Annotated in this window: 12 protein-coding genes; 2 read left to right on the top strand and 10 right to left on the bottom strand. The window is 73.3% G+C overall.

Annotated elements, in window-relative coordinates; genetic code table 11:
• Positions 1–14: 14 nt before the first annotated feature.
• The 6 genes from AC559T_RS14320 to AC559T_RS14345 form a co-directional block, all read right to left on the bottom strand.
• Positions 15–776, bottom strand: coding sequence for a DeoR/GlpR family DNA-binding transcription regulator (locus AC559T_RS14320; protein ID WP_498869020.1), 762 nt, complete (start codon positions 774–776; stop codon positions 15–17).
• A gap of 153 nt (positions 777–929) precedes the next feature.
• On the bottom strand, positions 930–1,823 hold the full coding sequence (locus AC559T_RS14325; protein ID WP_498869021.1) for an SMP-30/gluconolactonase/LRE family protein: 894 nt from the start codon (positions 1,821–1,823) through the stop codon (positions 930–932).
• A 3-nt stretch (positions 1,824–1,826) separates the two neighbouring features.
• Complete coding sequence (locus tag AC559T_RS14330; RefSeq protein ID WP_498869022.1) at positions 1,827–3,269, bottom strand: aldehyde dehydrogenase (NADP(+)); 1,443 nt, start codon at positions 3,267–3,269, stop codon at positions 1,827–1,829.
• 23 nt (positions 3,270–3,292) lie between these two features.
• Positions 3,293–4,336: a zinc-dependent alcohol dehydrogenase gene (locus tag AC559T_RS14335; RefSeq protein WP_498869023.1), complete on the bottom strand. Its 1,044-nt coding sequence runs from the start codon at positions 4,334–4,336 to the stop codon at positions 3,293–3,295.
• Between the two features lie 2 nt (positions 4,337–4,338).
• A complete protein-coding gene (locus AC559T_RS14340; protein WP_498869024.1) occupies positions 4,339–5,502 on the bottom strand; it encodes a mandelate racemase/muconate lactonizing enzyme family protein in 1,164 nt (387 codons plus the stop codon).
• Positions 5,499–6,521 carry a U32 family peptidase gene (locus AC559T_RS14345; protein WP_498869025.1) on the bottom strand — a complete coding sequence of 341 codons (1,023 nt, stop codon included), beginning with the start codon at positions 6,519–6,521 and terminating at the stop codon, positions 5,499–5,501. The genes AC559T_RS14340 and AC559T_RS14345 overlap by 4 nt, the downstream gene beginning before the upstream one ends.
• A 307-nt stretch (positions 6,522–6,828) precedes the next feature.
• Between AC559T_RS14345 and AC559T_RS14350 the strand changes: the two genes are divergently transcribed.
• Positions 6,829–7,974, top strand: a complete 1,146-nt coding sequence (locus AC559T_RS14350; RefSeq protein WP_498869026.1) for a LacI family DNA-binding transcriptional regulator — start codon at positions 6,829–6,831, stop codon at positions 7,972–7,974.
• A gap of 9 nt (positions 7,975–7,983) precedes the next feature.
• Here AC559T_RS14350 and galK read toward each other — a convergent pair whose 3' ends face one another.
• From galK to AC559T_RS14370, 4 genes are all read right to left on the bottom strand, one after another.
• A complete protein-coding gene (gene galK / locus AC559T_RS14355) occupies positions 7,984–9,258 on the bottom strand; it encodes a galactokinase (protein WP_498869027.1) in 1,275 nt (424 codons plus the stop codon).
• Positions 9,255–10,337 carry a galactose-1-phosphate uridylyltransferase gene (gene galT / locus AC559T_RS14360; protein ID WP_498869053.1) on the bottom strand — a complete coding sequence of 361 codons (1,083 nt, stop codon included), beginning with the start codon at positions 10,335–10,337 and terminating at the stop codon, positions 9,255–9,257. Before galT ends, galK begins: the two co-directional genes overlap by 4 nt.
• 126 nt (positions 10,338–10,463) lie before the next feature.
• Positions 10,464–11,135: a response regulator gene (locus AC559T_RS14365; RefSeq protein WP_498869028.1), complete on the bottom strand. Its 672-nt coding sequence runs from the start codon at positions 11,133–11,135 to the stop codon at positions 10,464–10,466.
• Positions 11,132–12,535, bottom strand: coding sequence for a sensor histidine kinase (locus tag AC559T_RS14370; RefSeq protein ID WP_498869029.1), 1,404 nt, complete (start codon positions 12,533–12,535; stop codon positions 11,132–11,134). The genes AC559T_RS14365 and AC559T_RS14370 overlap by 4 nt, the downstream gene beginning before the upstream one ends.
• A gap of 549 nt (positions 12,536–13,084) precedes the next feature.
• On the opposite strand from AC559T_RS14370, the gene AC559T_RS14375 reads away from it, so the two are divergent.
• Entirely contained in the window at positions 13,085–15,559 is a 2,475-nt protein-coding gene (locus tag AC559T_RS14375) for an ATP-binding cassette domain-containing protein (protein ID WP_498869030.1), read from the top strand.
• The last annotated feature ends 54 nt before the right edge of the window (positions 15,560–15,613 follow it).

The raw sequence follows: 15,613 nt of genomic DNA on the forward strand, positions 1-15,613 counted from the left end.
TCACCGGAGCCGCGTCACCAGACCCGCGTCACCCGTCGGTAGGGCGCCAGCCGGTCGTCCTGCGGGTCGAGTTCGGTCACCAGCCAGTCGACGCGGTCCCAGTCGAGCCAGCGCGCGACGGCCCGCGTGCCGAGCTTCGAGGAGTCGACGGCCAGGACGATCTGCTCGGCACCCGCGGCCAGCGCGCGCTTGACGTCGGCCTCCTCCGGGGTCTCCTCCAGCGGGCCCGCCCGCTCGTCGAGGGCCGCCGCCGAGGCGAACAGCCGCCGCACGGTGATGTCCGCCGCCGCCCGGCTCGCCAGCGGGCCGACCAGGCTGCCGGTCCGCGGATCGAGCCGTCCGCCGGTCAGCAGCACCGAGATACCCGGCCTGTCCCGCAGCACGCCGAACGTGTCGGGCCCGTTCGTGACGACGAGCAGATCGTCCGCGCTGGTCAGAGCGCCGGCGAGCCGCATGACCGTCGAGGACGCGTCGAACGCGACCGCGCCCCCGTCCGGGACGAGCTCGGCGAGCTTCGCCGCGATGCGCGACTTCGCCGCCGCCATCCGGTCCCGGCGCTGGGCGAAGCTGCGCGGGCCGACGGAGCGCGCCCCGCCGCGCACCCGGCGGGCCACCCCGCGTTCCTCCAGCTGGAACAGGTCCCGCCGGATCGTCATCTCGCTGACGTTGAGCGCCGCCGCCGCGGCGGTGATGGTGACCGCTCCCTGATCCCTGAGCTGGTCACTCAGCCAGGTCAGGCGGTCCTCGCCGGGAACGTTCCGCTGGGGCAGTGACACAGGCACCTCGCCGGGCGCGGCGTTACGTGTGAGAACGGTGTGCGAAGCAACGTCAGACTAACAGCCCGTTGCACGGAGATTGATCAGCTGCGATGTGCCGTGCCCTGATCGAGTGTTCCGCGGGACACCAGAACGGAAGCGAGTCACGCGGATCTAGCCCGTGAACGGTTGCACCGGCTGGCCGCGAACTCCCGGGGCGAGGGCGAACACAGCACCCGCCGCCGGATACCGGGTGAGATCGGTGCCGACCTGGGAGGTGGTGATGTAGAGCGTGTCGAGGCGGTCGCCACCGAAGGTGCACGCCGTCACCCTGGGCACGGGCAGCGGGACGATCCCGTCGAGGCGGCCGGCGGGTGAGTAGCGGCGGACCGCGCCGCCGCCCCACAGCGCCACCCACAGGTAGCCGTCGGCGTCGACGGTGAGCCCGTCAGGCACGCCCGCGTCGGCAGGGACGGTGACCAGGGCCCGACGGTTACTCAGCCCCCGTTCCGAGTCGTAGTCGAAGACGTCCACCCGTGACGTCGGGGAGTCGACGTAGTACGCCCTCGCCCCGTCGGGGCTCCAGGCCAGCCCGTTGGAGACGGTGACGCCGGTCAGCACGATGCTGACGGTGCCGTCGGGTGCGAGCCGGTAGAGCGAACCGGCGCCGGCCGTCTCGGCGTAGGCCATGGATCCGCAGTAGAAGCGGCCGTCGGGGTCACAGCCGCCGTCGTTCATCCGGACACCGGCGTCGGCGTCCCACAGGTCCCCGAGGTACCGGCGGACTCCGCCGGTGAGGCCGGAGAAGTCTTCGGGGCCGGCGGGGCCGATGAGCGCGAAGCCGCGTTCCAGTGCGAGCACCGTCCCACCCGCGGCTCGTGGTCGCAGCGCCGCGGCCACGGCGCCGACATGGTCGCGGCGGACGGCGCCGCTCGTGGTGTCGACGGCGAGGACGTCACCGGCCAGCAGGTCGACGCAGCGCAGGCCGCCCCAGTCGGGGCTCCAGACCGGGCCCTCGCAGTGGAAGGCCACCGGGTCGGTGATCTGCTCGGGGCGGTCGGTGGCCACCGGTCAGCCGCCGTGCCGGTTCTGGGGGATCCCCCAGGGATTGTCGTCACGCAGGGGCTCGGGCAGCAGGCGCTCGGGCAGCGACTGGTACGTGACGGGCCGCAGGAACCGGGAGATCGACGTCGTCCCGACCGAGGTGTGCAGGGACGTCGTCGCCGGGTACGGGCCGCCGTGGGTCATGGCCGGGCTGACCGACACGCCGGTCGGCCAGCCGTTCCACAGCACCCGCCCGGCCCGTTCCCGCAGCTCGGCGAGCAGCTCCGCGGCGAGGACGTCGTCGACGTCCTCACCGTGCACGGTGGCGGTGAGCTGCCCGCCGAGGGCCCGGGCCGCCGCGAGCAGGTCGACCGGATCGTCGTAGGCGACGAGCAGCGACGTCGGGCCGAAGCACTCGACCGCCAGCGCGCCCGGGTCGCGCAGCCAGTCGGCGACACCGGTGGCCAGCAGAGTCGGTGTCACGCCGGTCGTCATCCCGGCGCCGGCGGCCAGCGCCCGAACCGCGGGATGGCCCGTGAGCCCGCCGAGGGCGTCCCGGTAGCCGGCCGCGATCCGCTTCCCCAGCAGCGGGGTGGCCGGCCGCGCGGACACCAGCCGGACGAGGTCCGCCTCGGCTGATCCGGCCGGGGCGAACAGGAGGCCGGGCTTGGTGCAGAACTGGCCGGTGCCCAGCGTGTAGGACTCGACGTAGCCGGCCCAGATCTCCGGCCCGCGCCGGGCGGCGGCGGCCTCGGTCACGAAGACCGGGTTGACGCTGCCCATCTCGGCGTAGAACGGGATCGGCTCGTCGCGGGCGGCTGCGAGGTTGAAAAGGAGCCGGCCGGCGTGCTCCGAGCCGGTGAAGGCACCGGCCCGCACGCGCGGGTCGACGAGGGCGGCCCGTGCCGGCTCGTCACCTTCGATCAGGGCCAGCGTCCCCGCGGGCGCACCGGCGGCGGCCAGCGCGGCCGTGACGACGGCGGCGGTGAGACGGGACAGCTCCGGATGGCCGGGGTGGGCCTTGAGCAGCACCGGACAGCCCGCGGCGAGCGCGGCGGCGGTGTCCCCACCGGCGACGCTGAACGCGAAGGGAAAGTTCGAGGCGGCGAAGACGAGCACCGGCCCGACCGGGATCAGCATCCGGCGCAGGTCGGGACGCGGCCCGGTGGGCCAGGCCGGGTCGGGCGGGTCGATCGTCGCCTCGAGGTATCGGCCGTCGTCGAGGAGCCCGGCGAACAGGCGGAGCTGGAACGTGGTGCGGACCAGCTCACCGCGCAGCCGCGGTTCGGGCAGCCGTGTCTCGCGCATCGCGACCGGGACCAGGGGCTCGGCCGCGGCGTCGAGGGCGTCGGCCACCGCGCGCAGCATCGACGCACGCGCGGCCGGCGCGAGCGCGCCGAACGGCCGGGCCGCCGCCGCCGCGGCGGCGAGCAGCGCTTCGGTGTCGGTCGTGACGGTGTGCACGGCCATCCTTCCGTTGACGAGGCGGGGTGTCACGAGGCGGTGCCGCTGCGGGACGTGGGATGCAGCAGGATCTTCACGGCGGTGCCGGCGGCGTCGTCGAGGAGCCGGAACGCCTCGCCGACGTCGTCGAGCGGCAGCTCGTGCGTGACCAGCGCCGCCGGGTCGAGCTGGCCGGCGGCGAACGCGCGTACCGCGTGGGTCCAGGCCCGCGACGGCGCCCCGAACACGGTGTGCACCGTGAGCTGGGGGAGAACGAGGTCGATGGCGCGCAGCGGGTGGTCGCCGTCCGCGGCGAGACCGGCGAGCACCACCCGCCCGCCACGGCGGGCCAGCCCGCAGGCCAGCGCCGCGCTGCCGGGCGCGCCGGCGGCCTCGACCACCACGTCGAACCGCCGCGACCACCGGCCGGCGGCGGCCTCGTCCGGTGACAGCAGCGTCGCGGCGCCGCACCGGGCGGCGAGCTCGGCGCGGCCCGCGCGGGGATCCACGGCGACCAGCTCGGCCGGGCCGCCCGCCGCCAGCAGCTGCGTGGCCAGCAGGCCGAGCGTGCCCGCGCCGACCACGGCGACCCGCTCGCCGGGAACGGCACCGGCTTGCAGGCAGGCTGCCGCGGCGCAGGCGGCTGGCTCCAGACCGGCGGCCGCGCGCAGGTCGGCGCCGAGCGGCAGGACGTGCAGGAGATGGCCCGGTACGACCAGGTGGTCGGACCACGCGCCGGGACAGGTGAAGCCGGTCTCCTCGTAGGGGGCGGTGCACAGGTTGGTGTCGCCGCGCCGGCAGGCGGCGCAGACCCGGCAGGAGCGGAAGCCCTCGGCCACCACCGGCCGGCCCACGAGCGCCTTGTCTCCCGCCGGGCCGACCGCCGCCACCGTGCCGGACCACTCGTGCCCCGGGACGACCGGGTACCGCACGAATCCGGCGGGCCGGGTGCCGCGCAGCACCTCGCGGTCGGAGCCGCAGATACCCGCCCGGGCCACCCGGACCAGCACCTCACCCGGCCCGGGAGCGACCGGTTCGGCCGGGCGGATCTCCAGCCGTCCCGGCGCGTCGATCCACACCGCGCGACCGGTCACGGTCAGCCGCGGCCGGGCGGGCGGGAGCCGCGCAGCTCCCAGCCGTCGGCGTAGAGGTCGAAGTGGGCGCCGCGGGACGGGTGGGCGGCCACGACGTCGACGTCCAGCTCGACGCCGAGGCCGGGCGCGGTCGGCAGGGCGAAGTAGCCGTCGACGACCGGCGGCAGGCCCGGGGCCACGAGCTTGACCTCCTCGTCGGCGAAGTCGTTGAAGTGTTCCTGGATCATGAAGTTGGGGGTGCAGGCGGCCAGGTGCAGGTTGGCGGCGGTGAGAACCGCGCCGCCGACGTTGTGCGGGGCGACCAGCGTGAAGTGGGTCTCCGCGGTCGCGGCGAGCTTGCGGGTCTCGCTGATGCCGCCGAGATGGCCGATGTCGGGCTGGATGATGTCGGCCGCGCCGAGGTCGAACAGCTCCCGGAACTCGGTGCGGTCGTGGATGCGCTCCCCGGTCGCCACCGGGGCGTCGATCCCGGCGGCGGCCTTGGCCAGCGCCCGCAGGTTCTCCGGTGGTACCGGTTCCTCCACCCAGCCCGGCTCGAACTCGGCCAGCGAGGCGGCGATCCGGATGGCCTCGTGCGGTGCGAACCGCCCGTGCATCTCCACGAGGATCTCCACGTCCGGCCCGACCGCGTCGCGCACCGCCTCGACCAGGGAGATCGAGTGGCGGCGTTCGGCCCGGTCCAGCTCCCACCGGCCGGCGCCGAACGGGTCGAGCTTGAGCGCCCGGTAGCCCCGGGCCACCACCGCCCGCGCCGCCACGTGGAACTCCTCGGGGGTGCGCTCCACGGTGTACCAGCCGTTCGCGTACGCCTTGATCCTGTCCCGGACCTTGCCGCCCAGCAGCCGCCACACCGGCTGCCCCAGCGCCTTGCCCACGATGTCCCAGCAGGCCATCTCGACGCAGGCGATACCGGACATGACGATCTCGCCGGCGCGCCCGTAGTCGCCGCGCTTCATCCGGTCCACCAGCGACTCGATGTCGAACGGATCGGAGCCGAGCACATGGTTGCGGGTCGCCTCGGCCAGGTAGCCCAGCAGCGCCTGGGTGTGGCCGAGCATCCGGGTCTCCCCCACGCCGACCAGGCCGTCGTCCGTGAAGACCTGGACGTAGGTCAGATCCCGCCATGGGGTTCCGTACACGTGCGTCCGCACGTCGGCGATCTTCATGACAGTGCCCCCGGTGCTCCCTCGACAGCGGCGACCGGCGGAGTCGGCGGCGGAGTCGCCGGTGGGGCCGGCGAGGCCGGTGCGTCGCCGGGTGGCGCCGGGACGGCCAGCCCGGCCGGCCGCCGTCCTGACCCGACGGCGTCCGGGTAGTAGCGGCGCAGCAGCTCCAGGCCGATCTCGGCCCGCCGGACCCGTTCCCGCCCGAGGGCCACGGCGGTGGCGGTCAGGTGGGTGCCGCTGGGATAGATGTTCGGCGCGTTGCGCAGCCCGAACTTCAGGTAGACCGGCGTGGCGACCCGGACGATCTCGGCGATCTCGAAGTGGCGCACGAAGCCACCGAGGTCGTCGGGCGCCTCGACGTAGAGGTCGATGGGGATGTCCACGGCCGCCCGGACCGCCGCGAGCTGGGCCAGCGACAGGTCGGTCGGCACGTTGTAGGTGTCGGCGCCGAGCTGCTCGGCCAGGCGGATCGACGCGGGGTTGGCACAGCCCATCTGCACGCTCACCTTGAAGATCAGCTCCGGTGGCAGCTCACCGGCCGTCCGCATCCGGCCCGCGACCGACAGCACCCCGACGTCGGTGACCAGGACGCTGCGGATCCCGGCCTCGGTGGCCCGGCGGATGTCCTCCAGCACGTGCACGAGCTGTTCGGTCCCCCGCGCCTGCGCGGCCAGGCCGGCACCGCCGGGGGCCAGGGCGGCGGCCCCGGTGTCCCATCCGGCCAGCGGCCGGGCGAACAGACTGACCTCGACGTCCGCCGCCGCCCCGGCGGCCGCCATCGCCGCCAGCTCCCCGGCGGTCAGCAGCAGCCCGCCGCTGCCCTGCGAGACCCGGTGGACCGGGACGCCCCGGCGGTCCGCCTCGGCAAGCACCGCCGCCAGCGCCTCCGGCCCTTCCACACTCGGGATCTCCACCCGGTACTGGGCGCCGTCCGGGAATCGCTTCCCGCTGGACGGCAGGTCGGAGGGATCGGCGCCCGGCAGCCCGAGCGAGCGGAGGAAATCACGCGTCTGTCGCACCCGCGCCTCCCGTTCCTGTTCATGGCTTCTGATGCATGGCCAGGGTGGCCGGCGGGGCGGAGGTGATCCGGTGCCGGCGCGCGGCCGTCCGTGCGTGACAACGGCCGCGAGGACAAATGTTAGCGCTAACATTTCGTCGGTCAAGCCCGGCGGCGCGACGCGTCCAGCCCGGCGCCCAACGGCCAGCAGGTGCAGGCCGGCTATAACGGAACGGGCGGACCGGTCGCGGCGCGGCCGACGAGAACGCCATCCGCCCGGTGACGCGATACGAAGAGCGGCACGTCAAGAGCGACGAAGGTGGACCGAATTGGACGGAGCGGACCGGGGCGGCGAGCCAGCGCCGCAGGTGGTCCCCGGCGCGTCCGAGCCAGGCGGACAGGGCGAGCAGGGCGGACAGGGCGAGCTGGCCGGGCCGGGCGAGGTGGGCGAGGTGGGGAGCACGATGCCCGCGTCCGGTCGGCCGCCGGCCCTGACCGACGTGGCCCGCCTCGTCGGCGTCTCCCACCAGACCGTGTCCCGCGTCGTCAACAACCACCCGGGTGTCCGGCCACGGACCCGGGAGCGGGTCCTGGCGGGCCTGCGCGAGCTCGGCTACCGGCCGAACCCGGCCGCCCGGGCGCTCGCCACCGGCCGCTCCCGGACCCTCGGTGTCCTGGCCCTGACCGGCACGCTCTACGGGCCGACGTCCACGCTGTACGCCGTCGAACAGGCGGCGCGGGCGGCCGACTACCAGGTCACGGTGGTCAGCCTGCACTCCCTCGATCCGGGCGCGGTCCGGCAGGCCCTCGGGCGTCTGCTCGCCGGTGGCATCGACGGGGTCGTGGCGATCGCGCCGCTTCTCGACGCGACCGACGCGCTGAGCGCGGTCGCGACCCGCCTGCCGCTCGTCGCCGTCGAAGGGCGCCCCGACGGAAACATCGCCACCGTCTCGGTGGACCAGGAGCACGGCGCCCGGACCGCCACCGAGCACCTGCTCGCCGCCGGCCACCCGACCGTCCGGCACGTGGCCGGACCGTCCGACTGGTACGAGGGCGCCGGACGGATCGCCGGCTGGCGCGCCGCGCTCGAGGCGGCCGGCGCGGCCGTCCACCCGCCGCTGGCCGGTGACTGGACCGCCCGCGCCGGCTTCGCCGCCGGCCGCCAGCTCGCCCACGAACCCGACCTGACCGCCGTCTTCGTCGCCAACGACCAGATGGCCCTCGGCGTCCTGCGCGCCCTGCGCGAAGGCGGCCGCCGGGTACCCGAGGACGTCAGCGTCGTCGGATTCGACGACATCCCCGAAGCCGCGTACTTCTCACCGCCGCTGACCACGCTCCGGCAGGACTTCACCGAGGTCGGCCGTCAGAGCCTGCGCTCGCTCCTGGAGCAGGTCGAGACCGGCGCGACCGGCCGGGCTCACGTCGTCATCCCGCCGGAGCTGGTCCTGCGCCGCAGCACGGCACCGCCACCCTGACGTTCGCAGTCAGCGCGGGTCCACCAGCGAGGTGCCGCCGACCGGCACACACAGGTGGATCACGGCATCCCTCCCGGTCCTCCGGCGGTAGGGACCGACCACCGCTCGGGCGAAGCCGGCCGCCGAGTCCGCGTCGACCAGGGCGATGACGCAGCCGGCGAAACCGCCGCCGGTCATCCGCGCGCCGTGGCAGCCGGGGGCGTTCCGGCAGACCTCGACCGCGGCCTCCAGCTCAGGACCGCTCACCTCGAAGTCGTCCCGGATCGACCGGTGGCCGTCGAGGAGCACGGCGCCGGCCCGTGGCAGGTCCGCGCGGCGCAGCGCGTCGGCGAGCTCCCGTACCCGCGTGTTCTCGGTGACGATGTGACGCGCCCGGCGCAACGCCACCGGGTCGAGCCGGCGGGCCGCGTCGGCGGGCAACCGGTCGCCGAGGTCGCGCAGGCTCGCGACGCCCAGCCCGGCCGCCGCCCGCTCACATTCGGCCCGGCGCTGGGCGTAGGCGCTGGTGACCAGCTCCCGGCGGGTGCCGGTGTCCACGACCGCGACGACCACCGAATCCGGGACGGCGACCGCGGTCACCGTCAGATCACGAAAGTCGATCTCCAGAGCGTGGCCGGCCGTCGCCGCGGCGCAGGCGATCTGGTCGAGCAGACCGGTGGCGACGCCCACCCAGCCGTTCTCGGCCCGCTGGGCGAGCCGGGCCGCCCCGATCGGATCCCAGCCGGTGTCCCACACCACCGCGCAGGCCCGGGCCACGGCAAGCTCCAACGCGGCCGACGACGACAGCCCGGCGCCGAGCGGCAGGTCGCTGGCCAGCGTCCCGTACCAGCCTCGCGACGCGGCGGCTCCGGCGACCGACGCCGCCATCACGACGACGCCCTCGACGTACCCGGCCCATCCGGACTGCGCGGCACCGGCCCGGCCGGGCGACCCGGGCTCAGGTGGCGGAGGAGGCGGCAGGCCGATCCGGGCCGGTGCCGCGCGATGCTCGGAAAGCACCTCGACAGACCCGTGGCCCGAAGTCGCGCGCGGGGACGGGGAGAACGCGAGGCACAGCTCGAGGTCGATCGCCACCGGCAGGCAGAGCCCGCCGTTGTAGTCGGTGTGCTCGCCGATCAGATTCACCCGGCCAGGCGAGCGGACCAGGTAGGCCGGCCGGGCACCGTGGCACCGGACGAAGGCCGCGACGGCCCGCTCCGCCGCGCCCGGGGTGCCCGGGCTGCCTGGGTCGGGGGTTGCGCCGACGCCCCCGGCCGTCGCGGAAACCTCACCACGCTGGCTCATCGGACCCGGTCCGGTCCGGCGGCCGGGACGTGGGCCCGCAGCATCGCCGCGGCCTGCTCCGGGGTGATGTCGCGCTGCGCGCCGGCCAGCATCTCGTAACCGACCAGGAACTTGCGGACGGTCGGCGAACGCAGCAACGGCGGGTAGAAGTGGGCGTGCAGCTGCCAGTGCCCGGCCCCGGCCGGCGCGGCCACGCCGCCGCCGGGCGGCCCGGCGGCGGCCAGCCCGGCACCGTCCGGTCTGGCACCGTCCCGTCCGGCGGCGGCCGGCCCCGGTGCGCCGTGCCAGCCCATCGAGTAGGGGAACGGCACGCCGAACAGCGCGTCATAGGCCGTCAGCAGGGTCCGCAGCATCCCGACCAGGCTCTCCCGAAGGGGTCCGTCCAGCTCGGGGAGGCTGGCAACCGGGCGCACGGGCATCAGCATCGTCTCGAACGGCCACACCGCCCAGTAGGGCACGACCGCGAGCCACTCGCCGTTGTCCGCCACCACCCGCTCCCCGGCGGCGCGCTCGATTCCGGCGTAGTCGACCAGCAACCGGCGGCCGTGCCTACTCAGGTAGTCACGCTGGCGGACGTCCTCCGCGGCCGGCTCGTCCGGCAGCGAGGCGCTCGCCCACACCTGGCCGTGCGGATGCGGGCTGGAGGCACCCATCGCGGCCCCCCGGTTCTCGAAGATCTGCACCCACCGCCACACCCGGCCCAGCTCGGCGGCCTGGCCGATCCAGAGGTCGACAACGGCCGCCAGCTCCCCGTCGCCCATCGCCGCGAGGTGCCGGTCGTGCCGCGGCCCGAAGCACAGCACCCGGCAGACACCGGCCTCGGGCTCCGCGCGCAGCAACTCCTCGGCGCCTCCGGCCCGGCCGGGCGGGATTCCTGGCTCCGCCCGCACCTCCAGGCGCTCGTCAGACAAGGGGGGTCGCAGCGCCGGGAAGTCGTTGGCGAACACGTACGGCCCGGCATAGTCGGGATTTCGGATCCGGTCCCGACCAGCCGACACCAGAACCCACCGCCCCCGCAGCGGATCGAAACAGCGGTGTGGAGTGGACGGGACGCCACTCCCCCGGGCTGTTCCACTCATCGAGGTCCACTCATCGAGGTCGAATGTTAGCGCTAACATTCCGATGGTCAAGGGTGCCCGCCATCCGTTCACGGGAACAGACGGCCACCCGGCCACCCGAGCTCACCGGCCCCGAACCGGCCCGGGTCAATTCCTGCTGGGGGCCTCGGCGAGCCCGGTCTGGTAGGCGATCACGACGAGCTGGGCGCGGTCGCGGGCCGCCACCTTGGTCATCGCGCGGTTCGCGTGTGTCTTGACGGTCAGCGGCGACAGGTAAAGCTGTTCGGCGATCTCGTCGTTCGTCAGCCCGTAGGCGATGAGCCTGACGATCTCGTTCTCCCGCTTGGTCAGCAGATCCAGCCCCGCGGTGACCGCGGGTGCCGGTGTGGCCGGCTGCCGCAGGTACTGCTCGATGAGGTGACGGGTCGCCTGCGGGGACAGGAGCGCGTCGCCGCGGGCGACGACTCGGATCGCGGCGACCAGCTCGTCGGGTTCCACCCCTTTGCCGAGGAAGCCGCTGGCCCCGACCCGCAGCGCCTCGAAGACGTGCTCGTCGAGCTCGAAGGTGGTCAGGACGAGCACCTTCACCTCGTTGAGCGTCGGGTCGCCGGTCAGTTCACGGGTGGCGGACAGACCATCGACGCCTGGCATTCTGATGTCCATCAGGATGACGTCGGGACGGGTCTCCCGCGCCAGCCGCACCGCCTCGGCGCCGTCGGCAGCTTCGGCGACCACGGTGATGTCGGCGGCGGTCTCGACGAGGACGCGGAAACCGGCGCGGATGAGTGCCTGGTCGTCGGCCAACAGGACACGGATCACTGGGGTGTCACCTTCACAAGTGCGGTGCGGGGGGTGGCGGTAGCCGTCTGCAGCGTGGCACTCCCCCGTCTGCCATTGAATGTGGAGGCGGCCGGGGCCGGTGGGGGCGCCTCCGGGACCGGCAGCGTCGCGGTGACCACGAAGCCACCCTCGCCGTCGGAACCGGCCTGCATGTGGCCGCCGACCGCGGCGGCCCGCTCGCGCATGCCGAGCAGGCCGTGCCCGCCGCGGCCGCGCTGCGCCGCCGGGTCCCGCGTAGGGCCGGTGGCGGGCTGTTTCCGGGTGGGGCCGGTGCCGGGGAACCTGCGACCAGGACCGGTGCCGGGCGACTGGCCGGTACCGCCGGATGCGGGAGGAGACATACCCGCGGTGTTGTGGATGCGAAGGCGCAACTCGCCGGAACCGTAGCCGACCGCGACCGAGGTCCGGGCGCCCCGGGAGTGCTTGTGAGCGTTCGTCAGTGACTCCTGCACGATCCGGTAGGCGGCCAGGTCGGTGAGCGCCGGCAGCTCGCGGGACTGCCCGGTCACGTCGAGTGCGACGGACATCCCGCCTGCCGTGAAGCCGGACAGCAGCGTGGGGAGTTGGGACAGGCCTGCGGGCGGCTGGGTCGACACCGGCTCGGAGGTGTCCCGCAGCGCGTAGAGCAACAGTTTCAGCTCGTCCAGGACGGTGGCGCTGGCGCGGCGGATGTGGCCGAGCGCCTCGTCGGCGCCGGCCGGCTGCACGTAGAGCATGTGGGAGGCGACGGCCGCCTGCACCTTGACAAGAGTGATGTGGTGGGCGACCACGTCATGCAGCTCCCGGGCGATGCGTAACCGTTCCTCGGCGACCTGCCGCCGGGCCTCCTCCTCACGGCTCTGCTCCGCCCGCCGTGCCCGGTCCTCGACCGCGGCGATGTAGGCACGCCGGCTGCGGACCGCGTCCCCGGTGGCGGTCGCGGAGACAACCCAGGTGGACAGACCCAGGACCACAGCCACAACCTCCTGCTTCTGCAGCAGCGCCGGCGGAATCAGAACGATCATCGAGGCGAGAGCCGAGATCCATGCTGCCTCGCGGGACCGGTAGACCGCCAGGCTGTACAGGGCGACCCCGGCGGCGAAGGTGAGCGGCGGGCTGTCGTCGGGCGTCAGGTTGAGGACGAACACGAGCACGGTGCAACCGAGGACGACACCGAGGACCGCACCCGGCCATGATCGGCGCACCACCAGGGCGGCACAACCGATCATGCTCATGACCAGACTGGGCCCGGTCGGCCTGAGGTGGCTGGGAGCGCTCTGCGCGGCCAGCCACAGCCCCAGGGCCAGAACCACGACAGCGAGCAGGCCGTCGGCCAGCCAGGGGTACCGCCGAGCCGTACGCCGGCACACATTCCAGAACTGCGCGATCTTTGGTGCCACCGCAACCACGGTACCCAGCGGATGCCGATTGTCTACCTGCGGCGATGGTAGTTCCCCGTCTACTGCGTCCGTAGTAGACGAGGCGACGCCGATCGGTCGCGGACGGCATCCGCCGGCGGATCGGCGACACGGCGTGTCGATTCCGACCGGACAACGCGCCGGGGAACGTCCGCCAGATCGGGAGGTGAGTACTTTCGCCGCTCCTGCGGAGTGGCGATCGCCGATGTGGTGAACAGGGAGCTGTGGATCGGACGGGCACTTACGTGACAGTCCTCGGCCTTCGGCGGACCGGTAAAGCAGCTGGCTACTACCGGCGCGGTAGTCAGAAATGACTTCCCCTGGCCGATGGAAAGACCTGACCGACGGTGCACAGTGGTCCGAATCCCAGGTTCAGCCCAGGACCGGAGGTCTGAGTGACAACAGCCGGGCGGTCAGCTCTCACAAGGCGGTGCGATGCCGGGGACCTTCCACGGTGACCACGCAAACCGGAAACATCCAGTGGACGATCAACGTCCAGCGCGGCGACGCGCTCCTCCGTCCGGTCCGCCAGTGGACCTGAGCACGCTGAGCGTGGTCAGCCCGGCGGGCCGGACCACGCTGGCAGGCAACGCGTCGTACCTGGTCGGCCGGGCGCGCGGCGCCGACATCGTGGTCGGCGACGGGAGGGTCTCCCGGCACCACCTCGTGCTCGAACCGGTCGCTGACGGCTGGCACGTGCGGGACATCAGCGCGAACGGTCTGTGGCAGGACGGGCGCCGGATCAGAGGCACCACCCTGCGTCTGGGTGAGGTGCGGCTCAGGCTCGGTGCCGTCGACGGTCCGGAGGTGGTCCTTTCTCCGTGGCAGGTCGAGCCTCCGTGGCAGGTCGAGCCTCCGCGGCCGAGCGAGGCGGTTACCGGCGCGACGGCAACCCGGCCGGCGGCCGGCGCCGTGGCACATGCCTGCCGCCGACGGCACCCGCTGCGTCCCGGGACGCTGCGCCTGGGCCGCTCCTACGACAACGACATCTCCGTCGCCGATCTGCTCGCCTCACGCCGTCACGCCGAGCTGCTGGTCGACGCCGACGCGGTGGAGGTCATCGATCTCGGTTCGGCCAACGGGACGTTCGTCAACGGCCAGCGGGTCGAGCGCGCTCCGGTCGGGCAGCGCGATGTCATCGCGATCGGGCACCATCTCTACCAGCTCGAGGACGACGCCCTCGTCGAGTACGTCGACTCCGGCGATGTGGCGCTCGAGGCACAGGATCTGTCCGTGTGGGCCGGGGCCAAGCAGCTGATGCACGACCTGACCTTCCGGCTGCCCGGCCGGTCGCTGCTCGGAGTGGTCGGTCCCAGCGGGGCGGGCAAGTCGACCCTGCTCAACGCGCTGACCGGCTTCCGCCCCGCCGACACCGGCTCCGTCCTGTACAACGGGCTGGATCTCTACGCCGAGTACGACGAGCTGCGCCGGCGCATCGGCTGCGTCCCGCAGGCCGATCCGCTGCACGCCCAGCTCACCGTGCGTGAGGCGCTCGAGTACGGCGCCGAGCTGCGGTTCCCCGCGGACACCACGGCGCGGGAACGGCGCGCCCGCGTCCAGGAGGTCATCGGCGAGCTCGGCCTGACCGCGCACGCCGGCACGCCGGTGAGCCGGCTCTCCGGTGGGCAGAAGAAGCGGACGTCGGTGGCCCTGGAGCTGCTCACCCGGCCGTCGCTGCTGTTCCTGGACGAGCCGACGTCGGGGCTGGACCCGGCGAACGACCAGTCCGTGATGGAGACCCTGAAAGGGCTCGCCCACGGCGGCGGTCCGGGCTCGGCGGACGAGAGCGGCCGCACGGTCATCGTCGTCACGCACAGCGTGCTCTTCCTGGACCTGTGCGACTACATCCTGGTGCTCGCCCCGGGTGGGCACGTGGCCTATTTCGGCCCGTCGGACGGGGCGCTGCGCTTCTTCGGCAAGGAGGACTTCCGCGAGTTCGCGGCCGTCTTCCGGGAGCTGGAGAACACGCCGGGTGCGGAGATGGCGGCCCGGTTCCGTGCCTCGGAGTATTTCGTGCCCTCCGCGGTCGTGGCGCCGGTCGCGCGCAAGGCTCCGGCCGAACTCCCCGGCGTCCGTCAGCAACCAGTAGTCGCGCAGCTCGTCACGCTCACCCGGCGATATCTGCGAGTGGTGCTCGCCGATCCTTCCTATCTTAGGATGATTATCGCGTTCCCGTTTCTGCTGGGCATCATCCCCCGGGTGATCCCAGCTCCGGACGGACTGAAATCACTGCCGGACGCGCCTAATCCGGACGCGACGAAGGTGCTCGTCGTCCTGGTCCTGTGCGCTTGTTTCATGGGCATGGCGAACTCGGTCCGCGAGATCGTCAAGGAACGCGACATCTACCGGCGGGAACGAACGATCGGCCTGTCCCGGACGGCCTATCTCGGCTCGAAGATCATCGTCCTCACCGGTATCACGACCCTGCAGTGCGTGATCTTCACGCTGATCGGGCTGGTCGGCCGCACGCCGCCCGATGCGTCCCTGCTGGGCTCACCACTGATCGAGTGCCTCGTCGCCGTCATCGTCGCGGCGCTGGCATCCATGATGATCGGTCTGTTGGTCTCGACTCTCGCCGACAACGTCGACAAGATCATGCCCATCCTGGTTCTGGTCACCATGGCCCAGCTCGTGCTCTCCGGCGGCCTGGTGTCGCTGTCCGGCCGTCTGGTGATGGAGCAGGTCGCCTGGATCGCCCCCGCCCGGTGGGGCTTCGCGGCGCTGGCCTCCACCGACGACCTCAACGAGGTCTCCAAGCTCGGCAACGGGATGCTGCGCACCGACCCCGCGGACAGCCTCTGGGAGCACAGCGCGGATGCCTGGCTGCTCGACATCGTGCTGGGCGTCGGACTTGCCGGCGCGGCGCTCGCGCTGACGTCGGTCCTGCTGCGTCGCCTCGACCCCAGGATGTCCCGTCCGACCACACGTCCGGTGTCCGCCGTCTCCACATCAGTTCCTGTGGAGCCACGCCCGGATCCTCCGGTCCGCGGCACTGCGGGCCGGTAGCAGTCACCGCCGGCCCGCAGTGCCGGCCAGGGCCCGACGCCGACCGGTCTCGCG

The sequence above is a fragment of the Frankia sp. Hr75.2 genome, from assembly GCF_949319125.1.
Lineage (GTDB): Bacteria > Actinomycetota > Actinomycetes > Frankiales > Frankiaceae > Parafrankia > Parafrankia soli.